24 protein-coding genes and 1 pseudogene are annotated in these 23,153 nt (G+C 73.0%); 13 read left to right on the forward strand and 12 right to left on the reverse strand.

All coding sequences use genetic code 11. The features are described from left to right. The first annotated feature begins 42 nt into the window (after positions 1 to 42). The 3 genes from ACIQUR_RS13355 (at position 43) to ACIQUR_RS13365 (ending at position 1,365) form a co-directional block, all read left to right on the forward strand. The gene (locus ACIQUR_RS13355) at positions 43 to 552 is read left to right on the forward strand and encodes a MarR family winged helix-turn-helix transcriptional regulator (protein WP_403663010.1); all 510 of its coding nucleotides are present in this window, start codon (positions 43 to 45) and stop codon (positions 550 to 552) included. A 70-nt stretch (positions 553 to 622) separates the two neighbouring features. Continuing rightward, the gene (locus ACIQUR_RS13360; protein ID WP_403663013.1) at positions 623 to 1,117 is read left to right on the forward strand and encodes a sigma factor-like helix-turn-helix DNA-binding protein; all 495 of its coding nucleotides are present in this window, start codon (positions 623 to 625) and stop codon (positions 1,115 to 1,117) included. Continuing rightward, a complete protein-coding gene (locus tag ACIQUR_RS13365; RefSeq protein WP_403663016.1) occupies positions 1,114 to 1,365 on the forward strand; it encodes a hypothetical protein in 252 nt (83 codons plus the stop codon). The genes ACIQUR_RS13360 and ACIQUR_RS13365 overlap by 4 nt, the downstream gene beginning before the upstream one ends. A gap of 91 nt (positions 1,366 to 1,456) precedes the next feature. On the opposite strand, the gene ACIQUR_RS13370 is transcribed toward ACIQUR_RS13365, so the two are convergent. Continuing rightward, complete coding sequence (locus tag ACIQUR_RS13370) at positions 1,457 to 2,605, reverse strand: cystathionine gamma-synthase (RefSeq protein ID WP_399954260.1); 1,149 nt, start codon at positions 2,603 to 2,605, stop codon at positions 1,457 to 1,459. 64 nt (positions 2,606 to 2,669) lie between these two features. Then, a complete protein-coding gene (locus tag ACIQUR_RS13375) occupies positions 2,670 to 3,263 on the reverse strand; it encodes a hypothetical protein (RefSeq protein WP_403663020.1) in 594 nt (197 codons plus the stop codon). A 329-nt stretch (positions 3,264 to 3,592) separates the two neighbouring features. Here ACIQUR_RS13375 and ACIQUR_RS13380 point away from each other — a divergent pair, with 329 nt between their 5' ends. Together ACIQUR_RS13380 and msrA are read left to right on the forward strand one after the other, a co-directional pair. Then, on the forward strand, positions 3,593 to 4,699 hold the full coding sequence (locus tag ACIQUR_RS13380) for a hypothetical protein (protein ID WP_403663023.1): 1,107 nt from the start codon (positions 3,593 to 3,595) through the stop codon (positions 4,697 to 4,699). 88 nt (positions 4,700 to 4,787) lie between these two features. Beyond that, a complete protein-coding gene (msrA, locus tag ACIQUR_RS13385) occupies positions 4,788 to 5,453 on the forward strand; it encodes a peptide-methionine (S)-S-oxide reductase MsrA (protein ID WP_403663026.1) in 666 nt (221 codons plus the stop codon). 175 nt (positions 5,454 to 5,628) lie between these two features. On the opposite strand, the gene ACIQUR_RS13390 is transcribed toward msrA, so the two are convergent. Then, complete coding sequence (locus tag ACIQUR_RS13390) at positions 5,629 to 6,699, reverse strand: NAD(P)-dependent alcohol dehydrogenase (RefSeq protein WP_403663029.1); 1,071 nt, start codon at positions 6,697 to 6,699, stop codon at positions 5,629 to 5,631. Between the two features lie 153 nt (positions 6,700 to 6,852). Here ACIQUR_RS13390 and ACIQUR_RS13395 point away from each other — a divergent pair, with 153 nt between their 5' ends. Both ACIQUR_RS13395 and ACIQUR_RS13400 read left to right on the forward strand, forming a co-directional pair. Next, on the forward strand, positions 6,853 to 7,716 hold the full coding sequence (locus ACIQUR_RS13395; RefSeq protein ID WP_403663032.1) for a helix-turn-helix transcriptional regulator: 864 nt from the start codon (positions 6,853 to 6,855) through the stop codon (positions 7,714 to 7,716). Then, complete coding sequence (locus tag ACIQUR_RS13400; RefSeq protein ID WP_403663035.1) at positions 7,713 to 8,174, forward strand: GNAT family N-acetyltransferase; 462 nt, start codon at positions 7,713 to 7,715, stop codon at positions 8,172 to 8,174. The genes ACIQUR_RS13395 and ACIQUR_RS13400 overlap by 4 nt, the downstream gene beginning before the upstream one ends. Positions 8,175 to 8,256: 82 nt before the next feature. Here ACIQUR_RS13400 and ACIQUR_RS13405 read toward each other — a convergent pair whose 3' ends face one another. From ACIQUR_RS13405 to ACIQUR_RS13415, 3 genes and pseudogenes are all read right to left on the reverse strand, one after another. Then, the gene (locus ACIQUR_RS13405) at positions 8,257 to 9,234 is read right to left on the reverse strand and encodes a GNAT family N-acetyltransferase (protein ID WP_403663038.1); all 978 of its coding nucleotides are present in this window, start codon (positions 9,232 to 9,234) and stop codon (positions 8,257 to 8,259) included. A 122-nt stretch (positions 9,235 to 9,356) separates the two neighbouring features. Further along, positions 9,357 to 10,625, reverse strand: a complete 1,269-nt coding sequence (locus ACIQUR_RS13410; protein ID WP_403663041.1) for an Ig-like domain-containing protein — start codon at positions 10,623 to 10,625, stop codon at positions 9,357 to 9,359. A gap of 104 nt (positions 10,626 to 10,729) precedes the next feature. Then, positions 10,730 to 11,097, reverse strand: a pseudogene (locus ACIQUR_RS13415) (hypothetical protein). Between the two features lie 107 nt (positions 11,098 to 11,204). Between ACIQUR_RS13415 and ACIQUR_RS13420 the strand changes: the two are divergent. Beyond that, complete coding sequence (locus ACIQUR_RS13420; RefSeq protein WP_403663044.1) at positions 11,205 to 11,486, forward strand: hypothetical protein; 282 nt, start codon at positions 11,205 to 11,207, stop codon at positions 11,484 to 11,486. Between the two features lie 113 nt (positions 11,487 to 11,599). Here the strand turns inward: ACIQUR_RS13420 and hutH are convergent, their stop codons facing one another. From hutH to ACIQUR_RS13445, 5 genes are all read right to left on the reverse strand, one after another. After that, positions 11,600 to 13,144 (reverse strand): histidine ammonia-lyase, encoded by a 1,545-nt coding sequence (hutH, locus tag ACIQUR_RS13425; protein ID WP_403663906.1) that lies wholly within the window; start codon positions 13,142 to 13,144, stop codon positions 11,600 to 11,602. Positions 13,145 to 13,196: 52 nt separating this feature from the next. Further along, positions 13,197 to 14,312 carry a diguanylate cyclase domain-containing protein gene (locus ACIQUR_RS13430; RefSeq protein ID WP_403663047.1) on the reverse strand — a complete coding sequence of 372 codons (1,116 nt, stop codon included), beginning with the start codon at positions 14,310 to 14,312 and terminating at the stop codon, positions 13,197 to 13,199. Between the two features lie 157 nt (positions 14,313 to 14,469). Then, positions 14,470 to 15,285, reverse strand: coding sequence for an enoyl-CoA hydratase/isomerase family protein (locus tag ACIQUR_RS13435; protein WP_403663050.1), 816 nt, complete (start codon positions 15,283 to 15,285; stop codon positions 14,470 to 14,472). 25 nt (positions 15,286 to 15,310) lie between these two features. Beyond that, complete coding sequence (locus ACIQUR_RS13440; RefSeq protein ID WP_403663053.1) at positions 15,311 to 16,477, reverse strand: adenylate/guanylate cyclase domain-containing protein; 1,167 nt, start codon at positions 16,475 to 16,477, stop codon at positions 15,311 to 15,313. 167 nt (positions 16,478 to 16,644) lie between these two features. Then, a complete protein-coding gene (locus ACIQUR_RS13445) occupies positions 16,645 to 17,517 on the reverse strand; it encodes a biotin--[acetyl-CoA-carboxylase] ligase (RefSeq protein ID WP_403663056.1) in 873 nt (290 codons plus the stop codon). Between the two features lie 107 nt (positions 17,518 to 17,624). On the opposite strand from ACIQUR_RS13445, the gene ACIQUR_RS13450 reads away from it, so the two are divergent. The 4 genes from ACIQUR_RS13450 to ACIQUR_RS13465 all read left to right on the forward strand — a co-directional run bounded on the left by ACIQUR_RS13450 (position 17,625) and on the right by ACIQUR_RS13465 (position 20,372). Beyond that, entirely contained in the window at positions 17,625 to 19,220 is a 1,596-nt protein-coding gene (locus tag ACIQUR_RS13450) for an acyl-CoA carboxylase subunit beta (protein WP_403663059.1), read from the forward strand. Positions 19,221 to 19,243: 23 nt separating this feature from the next. Next, positions 19,244 to 19,450, forward strand: coding sequence for an acyl-CoA carboxylase epsilon subunit (locus ACIQUR_RS13455; RefSeq protein ID WP_403663062.1), 207 nt, complete (start codon positions 19,244 to 19,246; stop codon positions 19,448 to 19,450). 170 nt (positions 19,451 to 19,620) lie between these two features. After that, positions 19,621 to 19,749: a morphogenic membrane protein MmpB gene (gene mmpB, locus ACIQUR_RS13460; RefSeq protein WP_403663065.1), complete on the forward strand. Its 129-nt coding sequence runs from the start codon at positions 19,621 to 19,623 to the stop codon at positions 19,747 to 19,749. 11 nt (positions 19,750 to 19,760) lie between these two features. Then, entirely contained in the window at positions 19,761 to 20,372 is a 612-nt protein-coding gene (locus tag ACIQUR_RS13465; protein ID WP_403663068.1) for a Maf family protein, read from the forward strand. Positions 20,373 to 20,515: 143 nt separating this feature from the next. Here the strand turns inward: ACIQUR_RS13465 and ACIQUR_RS13470 are convergent, their stop codons facing one another. Beyond that, positions 20,516 to 20,956, reverse strand: coding sequence for a hypothetical protein (locus tag ACIQUR_RS13470; protein WP_403663071.1), 441 nt, complete (start codon positions 20,954 to 20,956; stop codon positions 20,516 to 20,518). Positions 20,957 to 21,341: 385 nt separating this feature from the next. Here ACIQUR_RS13470 and ACIQUR_RS13475 point away from each other — a divergent pair, with 385 nt between their 5' ends. Then, entirely contained in the window at positions 21,342 to 23,105 is a 1,764-nt protein-coding gene (locus ACIQUR_RS13475; protein ID WP_403663074.1) for an acetyl/propionyl/methylcrotonyl-CoA carboxylase subunit alpha, read from the forward strand. Positions 23,106 to 23,153 lie beyond the last annotated feature (48 nt).

The raw sequence follows: 23,153 nt of genomic DNA on the forward strand, positions 1-23,153 counted from the left end.
GTCCCCCATCCTGTCGACCCCTCGCGAAGAGAGCCCCAGTCCATGCCCGCTACCCCGGCCCACCCCGACCTGCCGGCCGAGGCCGGCACCGGTCTCCTCGACGCCCTCCAGCACCAGGTGGCCCTCTTCGCCCGGCGCGCCGAGCAGACCCGGCTCGGCGGTGTCGGCCAGGCCCGCAACTCGATGGACCGTGCCGCGTACCTGCTGCTCAACCGGCTGGACCGGGAAGGCCCGATGGGCGTCAAGGCGCTGGCCGCGGGCATGGGCATCGACTCCTCGACCGTCACCCGCCAGGTGGCCCCGCTGGTCGACACCGGCCTGGTCAAGCGGACCTCCCACCCGGAGGACGGCCGCGCCGTGGTGCTGGCGCTCTCGCCGCGCGGCCTGGCCCGGCTGGAGGAGGTCCGCTCCTCGCGCCGCGAGCTGATGGCACAGGTGACGGAGGGCTGGTCGGCGGAGGAGCGCGAGGCCTTCACCTCCCTGCTCACGCGGTTCAACCTGTCCCTCTCGGAACGCATGGGCGCCCCCGGCGAGGGCGGCCCCGCCTCCTGACGCGCACCGCGCGCGACCGCCGGTTTCCCGCCTCTTGACCGGGGCCGCCCACTGCCCTGAACTGAGGGGTGTGACAGGACGGTCGGACGGTCAAACACACCGCCGGGACCGGGAGTTCGAGGCATTCGTCGCGGGCGCCGCCGGCCGGCTGCTGCACGTCGCCACCCTGCTGACGGCCGAGACCGACCAGGACAACCCCGGCGCGCGGCGGCTGCTCGCGGGCGCGCTGGCACGGACGTACGCCGGGTGGGAACGCGCGCGTACGGACGACCCGTACAACCGCACCCGCGCGGAGCTGGCCCTGGCCTTCGCCCGCGGCGCCTGGCGGTGGCACCGGGGCCGGGGCGGGGTGCTGTCGCGGCTCTCCCCGCAGGAACGCCTGGTGATCACCCTGCGGGTGTACGAGGGGGTGGCCGAGGAGCAGACCGCGGCCCTGCTCGGGCTGCCTCCGGAGCGGGTACGGGCACTGGCCGGCCGGGCCACGTCGGCCCTGCGCTCGCGGGCGGGGGAAACAGCCGGGACCGGGGCGGCCGGAGCGCGTGCGGCCGGGGCGGGCGCCGCATGAGCGGGCTGCCCGACCGCAAGGAGCTGGAGGTCCGCCGGATGCTGGAGGGCCCGCATCCCGCGGTGCCCACGGATCTGGCCGCGCAGGCCGCCGTACGCGGCGCCCGGCTGCTCCGCCGCCGGCGGGCCCTGCGCCGGGCGGGCTGGACGCTGCTGGTGCTGGCCGCGATCGCGTTCGCGGTGTGGGCCTCAATCGTCCGGCCGTGGGTGGTCCCGCCGTCGACGATCGCACCGCCGCTGGACTGGTGAGACGCACCCGCGTACGCCCCCGCCGGGGGTCCGGGCCGCCGGCCGGGAGGCCGGCGCCCGGAGCCCCGTACGGAAGGGACGGGACCCGCTGCTAGCCCAGCGCCTGCGTGAGGTCGGCCAGCAGGTCGTCGACGGCCTCGATGCCCACGGAGAGGCGCACCAGGTCCGCCGGGACCTCCAGGGCCGAGCCCGCCACCGAGGCGTGCGTCATCCGGCCCGGGTGCTCGATCAGGGACTCGACGCCGCCCAGCGACTCGCCCAGCGTGAAGAGCTTGGCGCGGTTGCAGACCTCGACCGCCGCCGCCTCGCCGCCCTGCACCTGGAAGGACACCATGCCGCCGAAGTCCTTCATCTGCTTCGCGGCGACCTCGTGTCCCGGGTGCTCCGGCAGACCCGGGTAGAGCACGCGGGTGACCTTCGGGTGCCGGGTCAGCATCTCGGCGACGCGGGCGGCGTTCGCGCTGTGCCGGTCCATGCGGACCGCGAGGGTCTTGATGCCGCGCAGCACGATCCAGGAGTCGAACGGCCCGGCCACCGCGCCCATGGCGTTCTGGTGGTACGCGAGCTCCTCGCCCAGCGCCTCGTCCGCGGTGACCAGCGCGCCGCCGACCACGTCGGAGTGGCCGCCCATGTACTTGGTCAGCGAGTGGACGACCACGTCCGCGCCCAGGGCCAGCGGCTGCTGGAGGTACGGGCTGGCGAAGGTGTTGTCCACGACCAGCTTCGCGCCGGCCGAACGGGCGATGTCCGCGACCGCGGCGATGTCGGTGATGCCGAGGAGCGGGTTGGAGGGGGTCTCGACCCAGACGGCCTTCGTACGGTCGGTCAGCGCGGCCCGCACGGACGCCGGGTCGGAGGTGTCCGCGACGGACCACTCGACGCCCCAGCGGGAGACGACCTTGGCGAACAGGCGGAAGGTGCCGCCGTACGCGTCGTTCGGGATGACGACGTGGTCGCCGGGCGAGAGGACCGTACGCAGGAGGCAGTCCTCGGCGGCCAGTCCGGAGGCGAAGGCCAGGCCGCGGCGGCCGCCTTCGAGGGCAGCCAGGTTCTCCTCGAGCGCGGTGCGCGTCGGGTTGGCGCTGCGGCTGTACTCGTAGCCGCCGCGCAGACCGCCGACGCCGTCCTGCTTGTACGTGGAGACCTGGTAGATCGGGGGCACGACCGCGCCGGTCAGCGGGTCTGCGGTGTTGCCCGCGTGGATCGCGCGGGTCTCGAAGCTCTGCTGCTCGTGGCTCATGTTCAGAGCCTAAGCGGCCGCGCGTCGGTCGCGCGGCCGCAGGGGGTGGGTCGTTCAGGGACAACTAGCCCCAGGTGTGCAGGAAGTCCTCGGCGAAGTCGCCGTAACCGGTGTCCCCGGCGTGTGCGCGGGCGGCGCGCTCGCCGTCCGCGGGCTCCTCGTCGAGGTAGCCGTCCTCGTCGGCCTCCCCGGCCTGGCCGGACTCCCCGGCCTCGTCGACGGGCATGATCTGCTGCTGCTCCTCCTGGCCCTGTTCGCCCTGCTCGCCTTCCTCACCCTCCTCGCCCGGCCGGGCCGGCTCCGCCCCGTCGGCCTCCTCCGGCACCACGAAGAGGACGGACAGGGCCGGCACCTCCTCCTCGGCCCGCTCCTCGCCCGGCGCGAGCTCGAAGGCCTCGCCCTGGCAGTTCTCCCCCGCGAAGACGATGGCGAGGGCCCCCGTGGCGTTGTGCAGCCTGTGCGGGAACTGGCCCTCCTCCAGCGCGTCGAGTTCGTAGCAGGTGTCGACGTCCGGGTTTTCGATACGGACCGCCGCGGAGTCCGAGGCCCCGGGAACGTAGTAATCGAAGTTTTCCGTGTCGGCGGACGCGGTACCCGGCAGGACAACGGAAAGGGCCAGGGCACCGAGGGCGATGGTGACGGAACTCCGCATGCGCATGCGCTTTCTCCTTTTGGCTGGAAGAGACCCCGAAACGCGGGTGAAACGGGCTGCGCGGCAGATGCTAGGGCGAATTGCGCGGACGATTACCGGGCGCCATCCGGCGCGAATGGAGGTTTTCCGCACGTTCACGTGGTCGGCCGACGGAATTCCCTGGCGCGCGCCCCCGAATTCCGCGCCCCTCGCCACCGGGCCCGGGCGCATCTCCCCGCACCCGGCCCGCCCCGTCGCGGGACCCTCACGGCCCCGTACGCGCACGCTCCACCGGGCCCGCCCCGCACCCCGCCACCCCCGGCCCGTACCCGCCGGGGGTGTGGAACGCTGGGGGCATGGAGATTCTCTGGTTCCTGCTCGCGATGGGCATGCTGGCCGCCTTCCTCGTCCCCTACCTGCGGCGGCGCAGGGGCGGCATCCGGCTCGTCTCTCCGGGCGCCCCGGACGCGGCCGACCCGGCCGACTACGGCTTCGTGCGCCAGGAGGAACTGGACATCCGGGTGCCCGGACCCGACCAGGACCTGATGGACGTCCTGGACCTGGTCCAGCGCACCCAGGACTGGCGCGCGGCCTCGCAGCTGCTGGCCGGCACCCCCAAGGAGGGCGAGCAGCGCTGGCAGCGGGTGCAGGCCTTCGCCGGCGCCGCCTCCCTGGAGCTGGCCCGGCAGCCCGGCACCGGGGCCGCCTGGCTGCGGGCCTGGAAGCTGGAGTCCCCCAAGGACGCGGGCGGCGCGCAGGTGCACGCCGAGTTCCTGGTGCAGCAGGCCTGGCGGGCCTCCGGCGGCTTCGGCACCGACGACCACCGGATCATCCTGGAGGAGGCCCGTACGGCCTGCGAGGAGGCGGCGCTGCTCGCCCCCGGCGACCCGGTCCCGTACATCAGCCAGCTGGCGATCGCCCGCGGACTCGCCTACCCGGAGCCGGAGTTCGACGCGCTCTGGGCCAAGGTCATCGACCGCGCCCCCCAGCACATGGGCGCCCACCTCGCGGCCCTGCACTACTGGTGCGAGAAGTGGCACGGCTCCCGCGAGAAGGCCGACGCCTTCACGCACGCGGCCGCCGCCCGCGCACCGCGGGGCTCGCTGCTGGCCGCCCTGCCGCTGTTCGGCGTCTTCGAGCACCTCCCCGAGGTCGCCCTGGTCCAGGACTTCTACGGCAGCGCGGTGGTCTCGCGGGCCGTGGAGGGCGCCCTGTACGCGGTGCACTCGGCCCGGCCGGACGACCCGATGCTGGCGCACGTACGGCACCTGCTGGTCCTTTTCCTGGTCCGCGGCGAACGCTGGGCCGAGGCCATGGAGCAGCTCCGCCACGTCGACGGCTACGTCGGCGCCCTCCCGTGGTCGCACAGCGAGGACCCGGCCGCGGAGTACGCGGTCTACCGCGCCCTGGCCGTGGCGGGCTACGAGGCGAACGGCGGCAGCCCGGCCACCCTCCCCCGCTGATCCGGGGGGCCGCCGCGGGCGGGCAGGAATCCCCGGGGGCGGCCGGACGTTGTCCAGACACCCACCCGTCCGCAAGGAGCGAGCCCCCATGATCTTCGGCCGTCGTACCCCCGAGCTGCCCACGCCCGAGCAGGCCCTCAAGGGCCGCCCGGAGCCCGCGTTCGCGCTGCCCGACCGGCACACGGTCCTGGGCAACCCCCTGGCCGGCCCGTACCCGGCGGGGCTGGAGATCGCGGATTTTGGGCTCGGATGCTTCTGGGGCGCCGAGCGCAAGTTCTGGCAGACCCCCGGCGTGTGGACCACGCTGGTCGGCTACCAGGGCGGATACACCGAGAACCCGGAGTACGAGGAGGTGTGCTCCGGTCTCACCGGCCACACCGAGGTGGTCCGGGTGGTCTACGACCCGTCCGCGGTCTCGTACGACGCCCTGCTGAAGGTCTTCTGGGAGGCCCACGACCCGACCCAGGGCTTCCGCCAGGGCAACGACGTCGGCACCCAGTACCGCTCGGCCGTCTACACGCACTCCCCCGCGCAGCAGGCCACGGCCGAGGCCTCCCGCGAGGCCTACCAGCGGGTGCTGACCGGCGCCGGCTACGGCGCCATCACCACGGCCGTCCTCCCGGCCGCCGACCGCCCCTTCTGGCCGGCCGAGCCGTACCACCAGCAGTACCTGGACAAGAACCCGGCCGGCTACTGCGGCATCGGCGGCACGGGCGTCAGCTGCCCCGTCGGAGTGGCCCGCACCGACGCCTGACCGGGGCCCGGGCCGGACCACGCCCACGTCGCCGCCGGCCTCCCGGAACGCGTCGAGGCAGAAGCGGAACGCCTGGCGGGTCAGCCGGTCGAGCTCGCCCCCGTCGGCGTGCCCCGCCGCCGTCGTGCCCCGCCGCCGTCGTGCGGCGGGGCCGGTGCCGGGTGCGACGCGGCGGTCAGATCGTCGACGCGTCGATGACGAAGCGGTAGCGGACGTCGCTGGTGAGGACGCGCTCGTAGGCCTCGTTGATCTCGTCGGCGCGGATGGTCTCGATCTCCGCGCCCAGGCCGTGCTCCGCGCAGAAGTCCAGCATCTCCTGGGTCTCCGCGATGCCGCCGATCATCGAGCCGGCCAGCGTCTTGCGGCCGCCGATGACCGAGAAGAGGTTGAGCGAGACCGGCTCCTCCGGGGCGCCGACGTTCACCAGGGCGCCGTCCACCTTCAGCAGGCCCAGGTAGGCGCCCAGGTCCAGCGGGGCCGAGACCGTCGAGACGATCAGGTCGAAGGTGCCGGCCAGCTTCCGGAAGGTCGCGTCGTCGCTGGTCGCGTAGTAGTGGGTGGCGCCCAGCTTCAGGCCGTCCTCCTGCTTGCGCAGCGACTGCGAGAGGACCGTGACCTCCGCGCCCAGCGCGTTCGCGATCTTCACGCCCATGTGGCCGAGGCCGCCCAGGCCCACGATCGCGACCTTCTTGCCCGGCCCGGCGCCCCAGTGCCGCAGCGGCGAGTAGAGCGTGATGCCGGCGCACAGCAGGGGCGCGGCCACGTCCAGGGACAGGCCGTCGGGGATGCGGACCGTGTAGTTCTCGTCGACGACGATGTGCGTGGAGTAGCCGCCGTAGGTGGGGTCGCCGTTCTTGTCGAGGCCGTTGTACGTGCCGGTCATGCCGCGCACGCAGTACTGCTCCTGGCCCGCCAGGCAGTACGCGCACTCCCGGCACGAGTCGACGAAGCAGCCCACGCCGACCCGGTCGCCGACGGCGAACTTCGTGACGCCCGCGCCCACCTCGGTGACCACGCCGGCGATCTCGTGGCCGGGGACCATCGGGTAGATGCCCTCGCCCCAGCCGTCACGGGCCTGGTGGATGTCGGAGTGGCAGATGCCGGCGTACTTGATCTCGATCAGGACGTCGTGCTCGCCCACGGCGCGGCGCGGCACGGTGGTGCGCTCCAGCGGCGCCTTGGGCGCCGGTGCGGCGTACGCGGCTACCTGGCGGGTACCGACGGCCTGGTTCGCGATGCTGCTCATGCTGCTGGGTTCTCCTCGGCAGATTTCCTGTGATGGCCGAAACGATGCCGTGCCGGGCCGCAGGTACCCAGCCCCCTCCTGTGCCTACGCACGCCGTTCCTACCACTGGGAGGGTCAGGCTGACCGGCGGGCCGCTCCCGGATACTGGCTGACATGGACCAGCGTGCCGACCTGAGTGAGTTCCTCCGCTCCCGCCGTGCCCGGCTCAAGCCGGAGGACGTGGGGCTGCCGCAGTACGGGCGCCACCGCCGCGTGCCGGGCCTGCGGCGCGAGGAGCTGGCGCAGCTGGCCGGGGTCTCGGTCGCGTACTACACCCGGCTGGAACAGGGCCACGGCCAGAACGTCTCCGCCGAGGTGCTCGACTCGATCGCCCGCGCGCTGCGCCTGGACGAGACCGAGCGCGCCCACCTGACGCACCTCGCCAAGCCCAAGGCGAAGCGCAAGCGGCACATGGAGCGGCCCGAGCACGTCCGGCCGGAGCTGCTGGGGCTGCTGGACGCGATGGAGGGCGTGCCGGCGTACATCCTGGGGCGGCGGACGGACGTCCTGGCGTGGAACCGGATGGGGCGGGCGGTGTTCGGGGACTTCGCGGCGCTGCGGCCCGAGGAGCGGAACATGGCCCGGCTGGTGTTCCTCGACCCGGCCACGCAGGACCTGTTCGCGGACTGGGAGTGCCGCGCGTGCGAGATGGTGAGCGGGCTGCGCTGGTACGCGGGCTGCCACCCGGACGACCCGCGGCTGTCGGCGCTGGTGGGTGAACTGTCGGTGAAGAACGAGGAGTTCAGGACGCTCTGGGCGGCGCACACGGTCGCGGACAAGACGCACGGCAGGAAAGTCCTTCGCCATCCGCTCGTCGGTGAACTACACCTGTCCTTCGAGACGCTGAAGCTGCCCGACAACCCCGAGCAGTCCCTGGTCACCTATCACGCGGAACCGGGTTCGGCCTCGGCGGACGCGCTGCGTCTGCTGGCCTCGTGGGGTGCCGGGACCGAGGAGAGGGAGACCTCCGCCCGATGACCGACACGCCTGGCTACGCCATCGCCACCGCCACGGAGGCCGACGCCCCCGACGTCGCGGAGGTCTGGCTCCGCTCGTACGACGCCGCGCTGCCGGCGGTACGGCGCGCCCACTCCGACGACGAGGTGCGGGGCTGGTTCCGGTACGTGGTCGTGCCGGAGGGGCGTACGTACCTGGCCCGCGACGCGCAGGGCGCGGCCGCCGGGATGATGGTGCTGGGCGACGGGGTGGTCGAGCAGCTGTACCTGGACCCGGCGCACCGCGGGCGGGGGCTCGGTGACCTTTTCGTGGCGCTGGCCAAGGAGCTCTGCCCGGCGGGCCTGGAGCTGTGGACCTTCCAGGTGAACGGGCCGGCGCACCGCTTCTACGAGCGGCACGGTTTCACGGAGGCGGGGCGCACGGACGGGTCGGGGAACGAGGAACGGGAGCCGGACGTGCGGTACGTCTGGCTCCCGTAGTCCCCCGCGGCGCGCGTGGCTCGCGTGGCCCCCGCGGCCCGCGCGGCCGCGTCGGCGGTTCGGGCGCGGGCCGGGCGGCGGCTCACAGCTTGAGCTGGAGGACGCCGCAGGGACGCTCGCGGCGGTAGCCCAGGGCCTCGTTCACGGCCAGCATCGGGCCGTTCTCGTCGGCGACGGTGGTGGCGATCTGCCGGACGCCGGGGTGCAGGGCGCGCAGCTCGGCGAGGGCCCGCAGCTTGACGGCGCGGCCGAGTCCGCGGCCGCGGTGGGCGGGGACGACCACGGTGTCGTACTGGGTGGCGCGGACGCCGTGGGGGTCCGGCAGCACGAGTTCGGTGTAGGCCGCCATGTCGCCGGCCGGGGTGACGGCGGCGACGGTCAGGATGCGTCCGCCGCGGTCGAGGATGAGCCGCTGGGCGGCGCGTACCCGCTCGGCGTCCCACAGCGGGGTGCTCTCGTCCATGCCGCCGGTGGGGGCGTCCTCCATGGCGGAGTGGGCGACGGCGGCGGACGTGGCGTGTTCGTCGGGGACGATGCCGTTCCAGCTGACCCAGCGGTAGCCGGCGGGCAGCACCGGGTCCCCGCGTTCCACCGTGGTGTCCTGCACGTACCAGGCCATGGTGAGCACGTTCTCGAAACCCAGGCCGGTGAGGAAGGCCTCGCCCGGGCCGCCCAGGTCGGCCATGCAGCTGACGGAGGTGCGGCCGTCCGCCTCCAGTTCCTCGCGCACCCGCCGCCAGAGGGCGGTGCCCACGCCGCGCCCTCGGGCGGAGGGGCGTACGGCGGCGTCGAGGAAGGCGGTGTGGGTGTTGCCGGGGTCGGTGAACAGCAGCAGTCCGGCGACCCCGTCCCAGTCGTGCGGCTCGGCGTCCTCCGCCGCGGCCGCGAGGCACAGGGCCCGGCCGCGCACCGGGGGCACCTGGATGCGTCCGGCGACCTCGACCCGGGTGGGGCCGGGGACGCCGGGCAGGTCGTGTGCGTGGGCGGCGGCGAGGACCGCCAGCCACGCGTCGGCATCGGCGTCGGACGGCGGCGCGGGGAGCACGGAGATCATCGTCATACGGCCGACCCTACGCAGGGCCCGCGCCCGGCACCCGCCGTTTTCCGCGGAGAACGCCGACGGCGGCGGGCCCGGGTGGGCACCGCCGCCGTCGGCGTGCGAACGCGCTGCGCGGGGTCGGGTCAGACGGCCGAGCCGGCCTTCCAGTCCGCCCAGCTCAGGTTCCAGCCGTTCAGGCCGTTGTCCGGCTTGATCTGCTTGTCGGGGGAGTTCATGACCGTGACGACGTCGCCGATGAGCGAGTTCTCGTAGAACCACGCGGCCGGCTGGTCGGGGTCGTTCGCGCCCTTGACGTCGGCGAGGCCGACGCAGCCGTGGCTGGTGTTGGCGCTGCCGAAGACGGAGCGGGGGCCCCAGTAGTTGCCGTGGATGAAGGTGCCGGACGTGGACAGGCGCATGGCGTGCGGCACGTCCTTGATGTCGTACTCGCCCTTGCCGTCGTCGTCGGTGAAGCCGACGGTGGCGCCGTTCATCCGGGTCTCCTTGAACTTCTCGGAGATCACCATCTGGCCGTTGTACGTCGGGTTCTCGGGGGCGCCGGCCGAGATCGGGATGACCTTGACGACCTTGCCGTCGCGCGTGACGGTCATCGTCTTGGCCTTGGCGTCGACCGTGGAGACCTGGTTGCGGCCGATCCGGAAGGTCGCGGTGCGCTCCTGCACGCCGAAGACGCCCTCGGCGCCCTCGACGCCGTCCAGCTCCATCTTGAGCGTGACGGTGGAGTTCTCCTTCCAGTACGTCTCGGGGCGGAAGTCCAGGCGCTGGGAGTTGAACCAGTGGCCCACGACCTCCTGCCCGCTGCTGGAGGAGACGTTGATCGCGGACTGGACGGCCTTCTTGTCCTTGATCGGCTTGTCGAAGTTGATCGACACCGGCATGCCGACGCCGACGGTGGAGCCGTCCTCGGGCGTGAAGGAGCCGATGAAGCTGTTGTCCTGCGAGACGGTGGTGAACGAGGTGTTCTCGTGCGCCTCGCGGCCCTCGGCGTCCTTGGCGGTCGCGGACAGCGTGTACTTCGTGGCGCGCTTGAGCTTCGCGGACGGCTTCCAGCTCTTGCCGTCCGCGGAGATCTCGCCCTTGACCTCGGCGCCCTCGGAGGTCTTCATCTCGACCGAGGTCAGCGTGCCGTCGGCGACGGTGACCTCGGTGGAGCTGTTGATGCCGACGTTGGTCGCGCCGTTCTTCGGCGAGATCGCTATTCGGGCCTTCGAGGTGTCCTTGGCCGCCGCCGCGTCGGCTTCCTCCTGCGACTTCTTCGTCGTGTCGGCACTGCCCGCGCCGTTGTCGTCGCCGTTGCACGCCGTCAGCACCAGCACGCCGCCGAGCAGCGCGGACGCGGCTGCCAGGGCCCTGCGCCGACGCTTGCTGTCCGTCCTCACACGCTTCTCCATCGTTGCCGAAATCCCGGGGATCTCCGGGCGGGGACGTCCCGCGAGGGACCTCACCGCCTCGTTACGACAACGCGATCACGCGGGGATCCGGTTCCACGACGGGGTCAGGTGTGGGGAAGCCCACCCGGGCCTTCGTCGTCGTGTTCGTCGTCGTCGAAGGGTCCATCTTCCTCGTCGAGGTCCCACTCCAGGGACTCGGGGTCGTATCGACGGCCTCGGTGCTCCAGGAGGCCTGGGCGAGCTCGACGCCGGGGACGCCGGAGACCAGGTCAAAGGGGTCGACGAGGTAGGCGAGGGCTTCCGCTTCGTCCTCGCGGACGGCGGCCTCCGCGTGGCCGCGCTCCTCGTCGGGCATGAACTCGTCCGCCGCGACGTGGTCCAGGGCGGCGCCCGTCAGGGCTTCCGGTTCCGCGACTTCCAGCACCAAATCGACCCGAAGCCGTACGTACCGTGATGACTCAGAAGTGCTCATGGCAGGGAGAGTAAGCCTGATCACCCCCCGGCTTTCCCACGACCCGCCCCTTTCATTAGCATCGGCGCACACGGCCAATTCGCTGCTGCCACAAGGGGGATCGCACCGTGTCCGCACGTCGACCGCTTCTCACCGCCATAGGAGCGGGCACCCTCCTCACCGCCCTGTGGTTCGTCCCCTCGGCGAACGCCACCCAGGAGCACCCCACGCATTCCGCTTCCGGTGCCGGCGACGGCCCCGCGACCGCGCCCCAGGCGTCCACCCCGCAGCTCGCGCTCGCCGACACCGGCGGCGTGGACACCACTCCGTATCTGCTCGGCGGCACCCTCTTCCTGGGCATCGGGGCGGGCTTCGTGACCTTCTCCGCCCGCCGCTCCCGGGCGGCGTAGCCGCCGGTACCCGCGTACGCGCGAGGGCCGCCCCGGAATCGTCCGGGGCGGCCCTCGCGCGTCTCCTCGTCGCATGGCCGGGCGGTGGCGCACCGCCCGGCCATGCCGGGGTGTCAGGCCAGCGGGCCGGTCACCTGCTCCACCGCGGCGACCAGGCCGCCGGAGCGTACGAAGGCCTCGGCGGCGGCCAGGTCGGGCGCCAGGAAGCGGTCCGGGCCGGGGCCCTGGACGCCCGCCGCGCGGGCGGCGTCGATGGCGGCCCGGCTGGCCGGGGCCGGGGTGAGGTGCGCGTGGGTGCGGATCTCGATCGCGCGGGTGGCCGCGTACATCTCGATGGCGATGATGCGGGTGAGGTTCTCGACGGTGGTGCGCAGCTTGCGGGCGGCGGACCAGCCCATCGAGACGTGGTCCTCCTGCATGGCGGAGGAGGGGATCGAGTCGGCGGAGGCCGGGACGGCCAGCCGCTTCATCTCGCTCACCAGGGCGGCCTGCGTGTACTGGGCGATCATCAGACCGGAGTCGACACCGGCGTCGTCCGCGAGGAAGGCGGGCAGGCCGTGGCTGCGGTTCTTGTCGAGCAGCCGGTCGGTGCGGCGCTCGGCGATGGAGCCGAGGTCGGCGGCGGCGATGGCGAGGAAGTCCAGCACGTACGCGACGGGCGCGCCGTGGAAGTTGCCGTTGGACTCCACCCGGCCGTCGGGCAGGACGACGGGGTTGTCGACCGCGGCCGCCAGTTCGCGGGAGGCGACCAGCTCGGCGTGGGTGATCGTGTCGCGGCCGGCGCCGGCGACCTGCGGGGCGCAGCGCACGGAGTAGGCGTCCTGGACGCGCGGCGAGTCGTCCTGGTGGTGGCCGGTGAGGCCGGAGCCCTGGAGGACGGCGAGCATGTTGGCGGCCGAGTCGCCCTGGCCCGGGTGCGGGCGGATGGCGTGCAGCTCGGGGGCGAGGACCTTCTCGGTGCCGAGGAGGGCCTCCAGGGAGAGCGCGGCGGTGATGTCGGCCGACTTGTACAGCTTCTTGAGGTCGGCGATGGCCATCACGAGCATGCCGAGCATGCCGTCGGTGCCGTTGAGGAGGGCCAGGCCCTCCTTCTCGCGCAGCTCGACGGGGGTGATGCCGTGCTCGGCGAGCAGTTCGCCGGCCGGGCGGACGGTGCCGTCGGGGCCCTCCGCGTCGCCTTCGCCCATCAGGGCCAGGGCGCAGTGGGAGAGCGGGGCGAGGTCGCCGGAGCAGCCGAGGGAGCCGTACTCGTGGACGACCGGGGTGATGCCGGCGTTGAGCAGGTCGGCCATGGTCTGGGCGACGTGCGGGCGTACGCCGGTGTGCCCCGAGGCCACGGTCTTCAGGCGCAGGAACATCAGCGCGCGGACCACCTCGCGCTCGACGCGCGGGCCCATGCCGGCAGCGTGCGAGCGGACGATGTTGCGCTGGAGCTGGGCGCGGAGGTCGTGGTTGATGTGCCGGGTGGCGAGGGCGCCGAACCCGGTCGACACCCCGTACACGGGCTCGGGCTTGGCGGCCAGGGCGTCCACGATCTCGCGGGCGCGGGCGAGGGCGTCCAGGGCCTCGGCGGACAGCTCGACGCGAGCGTTGCCGCGGGCCACGGCGATGACGTCCTCGGCGGTGGTACCGGACGTCCCCACCACGACAGTGTGCATATCCATATTCAGCACCCTACGGACTGAATGCCTTCCTGTCACTAGGCGCCCGTCACTCGTCTCCCAGCCGCCCGCGGAAGCGGCGCCGCTCGGACGTACCGGATACGGGGGTGTCCGCCAGCGGCACCACGGCGGTGTCGCGGCCCGCGACGACGGGCTTCGGGGACCGGGCCGCCTTGGCCTTGTACTGGGCGGCGTCGGCCAGCCGGAAGAGCCGCCGGGAGGACTTCACGGGCCCGATGGGGTCCCCGGTGGAGGCGATCCCGCAGGCCACACCCTCGCCCAGCTCCAGGCCGGCGGCCCGGGCGCAGAGCTGCTCGGCGGCCTGGACGACCGCGTCCGCGGGCGGCCCGGCGGAGACGAGGCAGAACTCGTCGCCGCCGAGGCGGGCGGCGAGCGCGCCGGGGAGCATGGCCCCGCACAGGGAGAGCACGGACCCGAACCGCTCCAGCAGCCGGTCGCCCATCGCGTGGCCCAGGGTGTCGTTGACCCGCTTGAGGCCGTTGAGGTCGCACACCACGAGGCTGACCACGGTCCCGTCCACCCGGTGCCGCTCCAGCGCCTCGTCCAGGGCGAGGTCCACGGCCCGCCGGTTGGCGAGGCCGGTCAGGGGGTCGGTGAAGGCGAGCTTGCGGACCTCCTCCAGCCGCTCGCTCTGGGCGAGCCCGGCGGCGATGACGGCGGCCAGCACGGTGGCGAACTCGGTGTCCTCGCCGTCGAAGACCGGCAGGCCCTCGTTGCGCGCGACGTACAGCTCGCCCCAGGCCCGGCCGTGCAGCACGACGGGCGCGACGACGCAGCTGCCGCGCCCGCGCCGCTTGAGGCCCGCGGCGCGGTTGCCGGAGCCGCCGGCGACCTCGACCCAGGCGTGCGGGCCCCCGCCGCCGGCCCACCGTTCGTGCAGGAACTCGGTGATCTCGGGGAAGTCGTGGACGGGGTACGACTCGTCCTGCGGGAACTCCTCCTCCCCCGCGGTCCGCTCGCCCTCGTTCACCAGGACCCGGAGCCGCCCCCGCTCGCGCTCCCAGGAGGAGATCGCGGCGAAGGAGCCGTCCATGGCCAGCCTGGCCCCCCGCGCGGCGGCCCGCACGGAATCCTGCGCCGTCTGCGCCGCAGCCATCGCCTGCGCGAGTCCCACCACGGCCCGCAGCCGCCCGTCCACACCCATCACTCCAGGTTAGGGAATATTGTCCGATTTTGGAGTGATTGATAGGACATTCGGTGGCCGCGGCATCACGTGTGGTTATCCGCCCGCGCGCGAGGGGAACGCCGGACGCGGTCCGCGCAGGACACCTGGGGGCCGGCAGCCCGCCGGCCCCACCGGGTCACTCGCCGGGCCAGTCGGGCCGGCGCTTCTCGTTGAAGGCCGCCACGCCCTCGGCACGGTCGCCGGAGAAGGCCACCGACCGCCAGGCCGCGTCCTCGACCTCCAGCCCCGCCCGCAGGTCCAGCCCGTGCCCCAGCCGCAGCGCCCGCTTCGCGGCCCGCAGACCCACCGGGGAGTTGCCGGCCATGACCCCGGCCAGCTCCAGCGCACGGGTACGGTCCTGCCCCGCCGGCACCAGCTCGTCGACCATCCCGAGCGCACGCGCCTCCGCGGCCTCCACCTTCCGCGCCGAGAAGATCAGCTCGGCCGCCCGGGCCGCCCCGACCCGCCGCGGCAGCAGCTGCGTACCGCCGCCGCCCGGGATCACGCCCACCGACACCTCGGGCAGGCCCACCAGAGCCGTCTCGTCCGCCACGATCACGTCGCAGGACAGCGCCAGCTCGAAGCCGCCGCCCAGCGCGAAGCCGTGCACCGCCGCGATCGTCGGCACCGGCAGCTCCAGCACGCCCGTGTACGCACCCCGCGCGGTCGGCCGCTGGCGCACCAGCTCCGCGTCCGTGAAGGAGTTCCGCTCCTTGAGGTCGGCGCCCACGCAGAAGGCCCGCTCGTGCGTCGAGGTCAGCACGACCACGCGCACCGACGGGTCCTCGCCCAGCGCCCGGCACGCGGCCCCGATCGACCGCGCCATCTCCGAGGACACCGCGTTCATCGCCTTGGGCCGGTCCAGCGCCAGCTCCACGACATGGCCCTCGCCGTGCCGCGTCACCGCGACGAATTCGCCGAACCGCTGGTCCTCGACACGTACTGCACCCACGACAGAGCCTCCCGGTTAACGAGCGTTACCCGGGGATCTTAGGTGCCCTCCGCGTGAGCAGCCAGGGCTCCACGACACCGAGACCGCGCACCGGCCGCTGCCACATCGGCTGGAGCGCGAAGCGGTACGAGGCGCCCGCCTCGCCCTCCAGCTCCGCCGACTTCTCCGAGACCGGCGCGTCACCCGTACGCCCCAGCTCCTCGGCCAGGGCCCCGTCCACCAGCACCGAGTCCTTCGGCGCTATCGAGGTCAGCCGGCTGGCCAGGTTCACCGTCGTGCCGAAGACGTCGCCCATGCGCGTGGTCACCGTGCCGAACGCGATCCCGACCCGCAGCTCGGGCATCGACTCGTCCGCGCCCAGCGTCTCGATCAGCCGCAGGGCGATCTCCGCGGCCGTGCCGGCGTCGTCCGCGGCGTACAGCACCTCGTCGCCCAGCGTCTTGATCAGCCGGCCGCCGTGCGCGGCGACCAGGTCCGCGGCGGTGGTCTCGAAGGCCTCGACCAGCTCGCCGAGCTCCTCCTCCTCCAGCCGCCGGGTCAGCCGCGTGAAGCCCACCAGGTCCGCGAAGCCCACGGCCAGCCGCCGGTCGACCATCTCCTCGTCGTCCGCCGCCTGGACCACGCGGCCCGTGGCGGCCGCCAGCTGCCGCCGCCAGACGTAGACCAGGAACTCCTCCAGCTCCGGCAGCAGCAGCTCGACGAGCGGGTACGTGACCTCGGTACGGGTCATCCCCGGCTCCGGCGGCTCCGTGAGCCCCTCCAGGAACGAGTCGATCTGCCACTCGGCCAGCCGGGCGGTGGTCTGCCCCGTGGACCGCGCCACCTGCACGGCCATCGGCTCGCTCAGCAGCCCGGCCTCCACCAGGCCCGCCAGGCGCCGCAGCGCCAGCACGTCCGCCTCGGTCAGGGCCTTGGCCTGCCCGATGTCCGCGAAGCCCATCGCCCGCCAGAAGCGGGAGGCGAGCTCCATCGAGACCCCGGCGCTGCGGGCCGCCTGGAAGGGGGTGTACCGGCGCTCGGCGCCCAGGATCAGCTGTTCCAGCCGGATCGCGAGCGGGTCGGCGGTCGGTTCGACCGTGTGGTCGACCTCGTGGTGAGGAGTGTGCTGGTCACGCCCGATGGGGGCACCGTGGCCGTTCCCGCCGGTAACAGGAGTGTTGGACGCACCGGAAGCCGTGTCGTCGACGGTCAAGGGCCGCCTCCTGTCCATTCCGTGCGCACTGCCCCACCGAGCCGGGTGATCACCGGGAGGACCGGCGACCGCCTAAACCATACGGCAGGTGTGCCGTAGCTCACTCCTCACTCATCACGACTTCCACGCTACTTCCGGAGACCGGCCGGGAGCAGCGGGCGGACGGATCACGCCAGACCGCGCAGATGCACCACGTCGCCGGCGCCCACCGCCTCCCGGGTCCCCTCGGCCGTACGGAGCACCAGCCGGCCGTCCTCGTCCAGGGCCTCGGCCGTACCGGTGAGCGACCGGCCGCCGGGCAGCTCGGCCCGCACCTCGCGCCCGAGGGTGGCGCAGCCGGCCGTGTAGGCCTCCAGCAGCCCGCTGCGGGCCGCGTCGCCGTCCGCGGCGCGCCACCGCCCGTACCAGTCCTCGATCGACCGCAGTACGGCCCTGAGCACCGGGTCGCGGTCCGTGACGGCGGCCTTGGCGAGCGCGAGGGACCCGGCGGTGGGCACGGGCAGCTCGCCGGCACCGAGCGTGACGTTGAGGCCGATGCCGATCACCACGCCGCCGGGGTCGCCCGCCACCCGCTCGGCGAGGATGCCGCCGGTCTTGCGCTCCTCCCCCTCGACGGTGACGAGCAGGTCGTTCGGCCATTTCAGGGCCGTGTCCACGCCGGCGGTCCGGGAGACCGCGGTGGCCGTGGCCACCCCGGCGAGCAGGGTCAGCCACCCCCACTGCCCGGACGGCACCCCCTCGGGCTTCAGGAGTACGGAGAAGAACAGCCCGGAGCGCGCGGGCGCCGTCCAGCTCCGGTCCAGCCTGCCGCGGCCGGCGGTCTGCTCCTCGGCGACCAGCACGGCCCCCTCGGGCAGGCCCTCGGCCCGTCCCGCGAGGTCGGAGTTGGTGGACCCGGTGGACTCCACGACCTCCAGGGAGGTCCACAGCCCGCCCGGCCGGACGAGGGCCTGGCGCAGGGCTTGGGCGTTGAGGGGCGGCCGGTCGAGGCTGGACCAGCGGCCGTCGGGGGCGGGAGCTGAGGCATCTGAGGGCGTCATGCAAGCCACATTAGGTGTGGGAAACGCCGCACTGCCGAGCGCCATGCGCGCCACTACGCTACGTGGCAGTAGCCATCCGGTTGACCAGGCAGGGAGCCGCGACCCCGATGTCAGAACCCTCAGAGCCGATCGACATCCACACCACCGCGGGGAAGATCGCCGATCTCCAGCGCCGCATCGACGCGGCGGTGCACGCCGGCTCCGAGCGTGCGGTGGAAAAGCAGCACGCCAAGGGCAAATTGACGGCCCGTGAGCGGATCGACCTCCTGTTGGACGAGGGCTCGTTCGTCGAGCTCGACGAGTTCGCCCGGCACCGCTCCACCGATTTCGGCATGGAGCAGAACCGCCCGTACGGAGACGGTGTCGTCACCGGCTACGGCACGGTGGACGGGCGCCCCGTGGCGGTGTTCTCCCAGGACTTCACCGTCCTCGGCGGCTCGCTCGGCGAGGTCTTCGGCCAGAAGATCATGAAGGTCATGGACTTCGCGCTGAAGACCGGCTGCCCGGTCATCGGCATCAACGACTCCGGCGGCGCCCGCATCCAGGAGGGCGTCATGGCCCTCGGCATGTACGGCGAGATCTTCCGCCGCAACACCCACGCCTCCGGCGTGATCCCGCAGATCTCGCTGGTCGTCGGCCCCTGCGCCGGCGGCGCGGTCTACTCGCCCGCCATCACGGACTTCACCGTGATGGTCGACAAGACCTCGCACATGTTCATCACCGGTCCGGACGTCATCAAGACCGTCACCGGCGAGGACGTCGGCTTCGAGGAGCTCGGCGGCGCGCGCACGCACAACGCCACCTCGGGCGTGGCCCATCACATGGCCGCCGACGAGAAGGACGCGATCGAGTACGTCAAGTCCCTCCTGTCCTACCTCCCTTCGAACAACCTCTCGGAGCCGCCGGCCTTCCCGGAGGAGGCGGACCTGGAGAAGACGGACGAGGACCGCGCACTCGACACGATCGTCCCGGACAGCGCCAACCAGCCGTACGACATCCACACGGTCATCGAGCACGTGCTGGACGACGGCGAGTTCCTGGAGACCCAGGGGATGTTCGCGCCGAACATCGTCACGGGCTTCGGGCGCGTCGAGGGCTTCCCGGTCGGCATCGTGGCCAACCAGCCGATGCAGTTCGCCGGCTGCCTGGACATCAACGCCTCGGAGAAGGCGGCGCGCTTCGTCCGCACCTGCGACGCCTTCAACGTCCCCGTCCTGACCTTCGTGGACGTGCCGGGCTTCCTGCCCGGCGTGGACCAGGAGTACGGCGGCATCATCCGCCGCGGCGCGAAGCTGATCTACGCGTACGCCGAGGCCACCGTCCCGCTCATCACGGTCATCACCCGCAAGGCCTTCGGCGGCGCGTACGACGTCATGGGCTCCAAGCACCTGGGCGCGGACCTGAACCTGGCCTGGCCCACGGCGCAGATCGCCGTCATGGGCGCGCAGGGCGCGGTGAACATCCTGCACCGGCGGACCATCGCCGAGGCGGAGGCCGCCGGCGAGGGCGACGCCACCCGGGCACGGCTGATCACCGAGTACGAGGACACGCTGCTCAACCCGTACGTCGCGGCGGAGCGCGGGTACGTCGATGCCGTCATCATGCCGTCGGAGACCCGCCAGCACATCGTGAGGGGCCTGCGCCAGCTGCGCACCAAGCGCGAGTCCCTGCCGCCGAAGAAGCACGGCAACATCCCCCTGTAGGAAGCCTGGAGAGGGAGTTCACCATGATCAGGGTCGTCAAGGGCAACCCGACCCCGGAGGAGCTGGCCGCCGCACTGGCGGTGGTCCAAGCGCGCGCGGCGGCGCTGGCCTCGGCGCCGTCGGGCGCGCCCAGGGTCGCCGACGGGTGGTCGGACCCGGCCCGCGTGGCGCGGGCGGGGACGCCCCGCCCGGGTCCCCGCGCGTGGAGCCGTACGTACTGGCCCTCGTGAGCCGGCGGGGCGGCTCCGCCCCCTATCGGCGCGCGTCGTCCGTGCGGTGACGGCGCGTGCGTTCCCGGACCGGGTCCGGGGGCACCCGGACGACGTCCGGGGGCAAGACCGGTGGCGCTTGAGTACCCGTACTCAGGCGCCACCGGCGTCTTCCGGCGCAGGATCGGTGCATGCTCTGGTCCGACCCCGAGAACGAGCCGCCGGAGGACATGCGCGCGGCCCAGGCGATGCTCCGCCGGCTGGCCCTGGTCCTCGTCCTGGCGATGGTGGTGGTGGTCTACGTCCTCGGGGTGCCGTGACGGCTCCTACGATGGGCCGCATGACTGAACCCCGCCGGCTCGTGCTCGCCTCCGCCTCCCCCGCCCGGCTCAACCTCCTCCAGCAGGCGGGCCTCGCCCCGCACGTGATCGTCAGCGGTGTGGACGAGGACGCGCTGAGCGCCGACACCCCGTCCGAGCTGGCCCTGGTCCTCGCCGAGGCCAAGGCCGCGGTGGTCGCCGGGCTGCCCGAGGCCGGCGGCTCGCTGGTGATCGGCTGCGACTCGGTGCTGGAGCTCGACGGCGAGGCGCTGGGCAAGCCGGACGACGCGGCGGACGCCACCGCCCGCTGGACGTCGATGCGGGGGCGTACGGGCGTACTGCGCACCGGCCACTGCGTGATCGACACGGCCACCGGCCGGCAGGTGTCGGCCACGGCGTCCACCACGGTGCGCTTCGGCGAGCCGACGGACGCGGAGATCGCCGCGTACGTGGCCAGCGGCGAGCCGCTGCACGTGGCGGGCGCCTTCACGCTGGACGGCCGCTCCGCGCCGTTCATCGAGGGCATCGAGGGCGACCACGGGAACGTGATCGGGTTGTCGCTGCCGCTGCTGCGCTCCCTGCTCGGCGAGCTGGGCGTGTCGATCACGGAGCTGTGGACCTGAGGGCGTGACGTCCCGGGGCCGGACGGCCGGGCCGGGGCCGCGGATCTGACGGACCGAAGATCTGACGGACCGACGGCCTGATGGTCCGACGGACCGACCGGTGTTCGGCCGATCTGACGGACTCGGGTGACGTTCGGCGGGGCTCAGACCGCGGCGGGCGGGGGTACCTCCTCGGCCGCCGCGTTGTCGCCTTCCTCCTTGGCGTACGCCATGAGGGTGAGGACCACGAGCGCCAGGATGACCATCATCGCGGCGAAGGCGCCCCAGCCGACCATGCCGACGACCAGGGCGCCCAGCACACCGTGCGTGAGCGCGCAGGCGACCAGCAGGAAGCGGGCGGCCCGGCCCGGGCCCCGGTCGCGCGCGGCGACCAGCAGGAGCACGACCGCGCTGGCGGCCAGGAAGGCGCCCATGAAGGCGCCGAGGCCGTAGGTGGCGCCGGACATCAGGTCCGGGTCCATGCCCGCGATCGACATCGACTGCCGGTCGACGGCGGTGCCGAGGACGACGTTCACCAGCACGAGGCCGGCGGCCTCCAGGAACAGCACGATCGCGGCCGCGACGGCCACGAGTCTCCGTGCCACAGCGCCCCACCCCCGTCCGGGCATGTCCATGTCCGCTTGTTCGACGCCCCGGAGGCTACTAACGAGTAAACGCGGGTACAAGGGGTGCGCACGGCTTCGTTATGACTTCCCCAAGCTTCGTCCCGATGGCAAAGATTGATCAGGGCCTTCGTAGGGTCCCCACAAAGAAACCCACCGGGCCGCTGCGCGCGCGGACAGAGACCTTGGCCACACGACGGGGTTACTGTGCAGTTGGGGATTTCCCTGGTCCGTGTCGCCACAAGGGTTTTCGCGCCTCGAGAGAGCCTCGATGGACACTCCATGTGGGCAAGGTCACCGTTGGGGACGGGTCGAAAGGCCGTGTCGGCAGTCCCTAAACTCAGCTTGTTTCAAGGAGGGAGACATCGTGCGCAAGGTGCTCATCGCCAACCGAGGCGAAATCGCTGTCCGCGTTGCCCGGGCCTGCCGGGACGCCGGGATCGCGAGCGTAGCCGTCTACGCCGACCCGGACCGGGACGCTCTGCACGTCCGCGCGGCCGACGAGGCTTTCGCGCTGGGCGGTGACACCCCGGCCGCCAGCTACCTGGACATGGCCAAGGTGCTCCAGGCCGCAGCCGACTCCGGAGCCGACGCCGTCCACCCCGGATACGGCTTCCTCTCCGAGAACGCCGAATTCGCCCAGGCCGTGATCGACGCGGGCCTCACCTGGATCGGCCCGCCGCCGCAGGCCATCCGCGACCTCGGCGACAAGGTCGCCGCCCGTCACATCGCCCAGCGCGCCGGCGCCCCGCTCGTCGCGGGCACCCCGGACCCGGTCTCGGGTGCGGACGAGGTCGTCGCGTTCGCCCGGGAGAACGGCCTGCCGATCGCGATCAAGGCCGCCTTCGGCGGCGGTGGCCGCGGCCTGAAGGTCGCGCGCACCCTCGAAGAGGTTCCGGAGCTGTACGACTCCGCCGTGCGCGAGGCCGTGGCCGCCTTCGGCCGCGGCGAGTGCTTCGTCGAGCGCTACCTCGACAAGCCGCGCCACGTGGAGACCCAGTGCCTGGCCGACACCCACGGCAACGTGGTGGTCGTCTCGACCCGTGACTGCTCGCTCCAGCGCCGCCACCAGAAGCTCGTCGAGGAGGCCCCCGCGCCGTTCCTGTCGGACGAGCAGAACGCGGAGCTGTACCGCGCCTCCAAGGCCATCCTCAAGGAGGCCGGCTACGTCGGCGCCGGCACCGTCGAGTTCCTGGTCGGCCTCGACGGAACGATCTCCTTCCTGGAGGTCAACACCCGTCTCCAGGTCGAGCACCCGGTCACCGAAGAGGTCACCGGCATCGACCTGGTCCGCGAGATGTTCCGCATCGCCGACGGCGAGGAACTGGGCTACGGCGACCCCGAACTGCGCGGTCATTCCTTCGAGTTCCGCATCAACGGCGAGGACCCGGGCCGCAACTTCCTGCCCGCGCCCGGCACCGTCACCGTCTTCTCGCCGCCGACCGGCCCGGGCGTCCGCCTGGACGCCGGTGTCGAGTCCGGCTCGGTCATCGGCCCGGCCTGGGACTCCCTGCTGGCCAAGCTGGTCGTCACCGGCGCCACCCGCGAGCAGGCGCTCCAGCGCGCCGCCCGCGCGCTGGCGGAGTTCAACGTGGAGGGCATGGCCACGGCCATCCCGTTCCACCGCGCGGTCGTGACCGACCCGGCGTTCGCGCCGACCGACGGCACCCCGTTCAAGGTCCACACCCGCTGGATCGAGACCGAGTTCGTCAACGAGATCCCGGCCTTCACCGCCCCGGCGGCCGAGGAGGCCGACGAGGAGCCGGGCCGCGAGACCGTGGTCGTCGAGGTCGGCGGCAAGCGCCTCGAGGTCTCCCTGCCGTCCTCCCTCGGCATGACGCTGGCCCGCACCGCCGCCGCCGGCGGCGCCAAGCCGAAGCGCCGCGCCGCGAAGAAGTCCGGCCCGGCCGCCTCCGGCGACACGCTGGCCTCCCCGATGCAGGGCACGATCGTGAAGGTCGCGGTCGAGGAGGGCCAGGAGGTCAAGGAGGGCGACCTGGTGGTCGTACTCGAGGCGATGAAGATGGAGCAGCCGCTGAACGCGCACCGCTCCGGCACGATCAAGGGCCTCTCGGCCGAGGTCGGCGCCTCCATCACCTCCGGCGCCGCGATCTGCGAGATCAAGGACTGACGTCCGCAGCCGTACGAAGGCCCCGGCCGGGATCTCCCGGCCGGGGCC

Source organism: Streptomyces sp. NPDC101132 (assembly GCF_044759225.1).
In the GTDB taxonomy this organism is placed as follows: Bacteria; Actinomycetota; Actinomycetes; order Streptomycetales; family Streptomycetaceae; genus Streptomyces.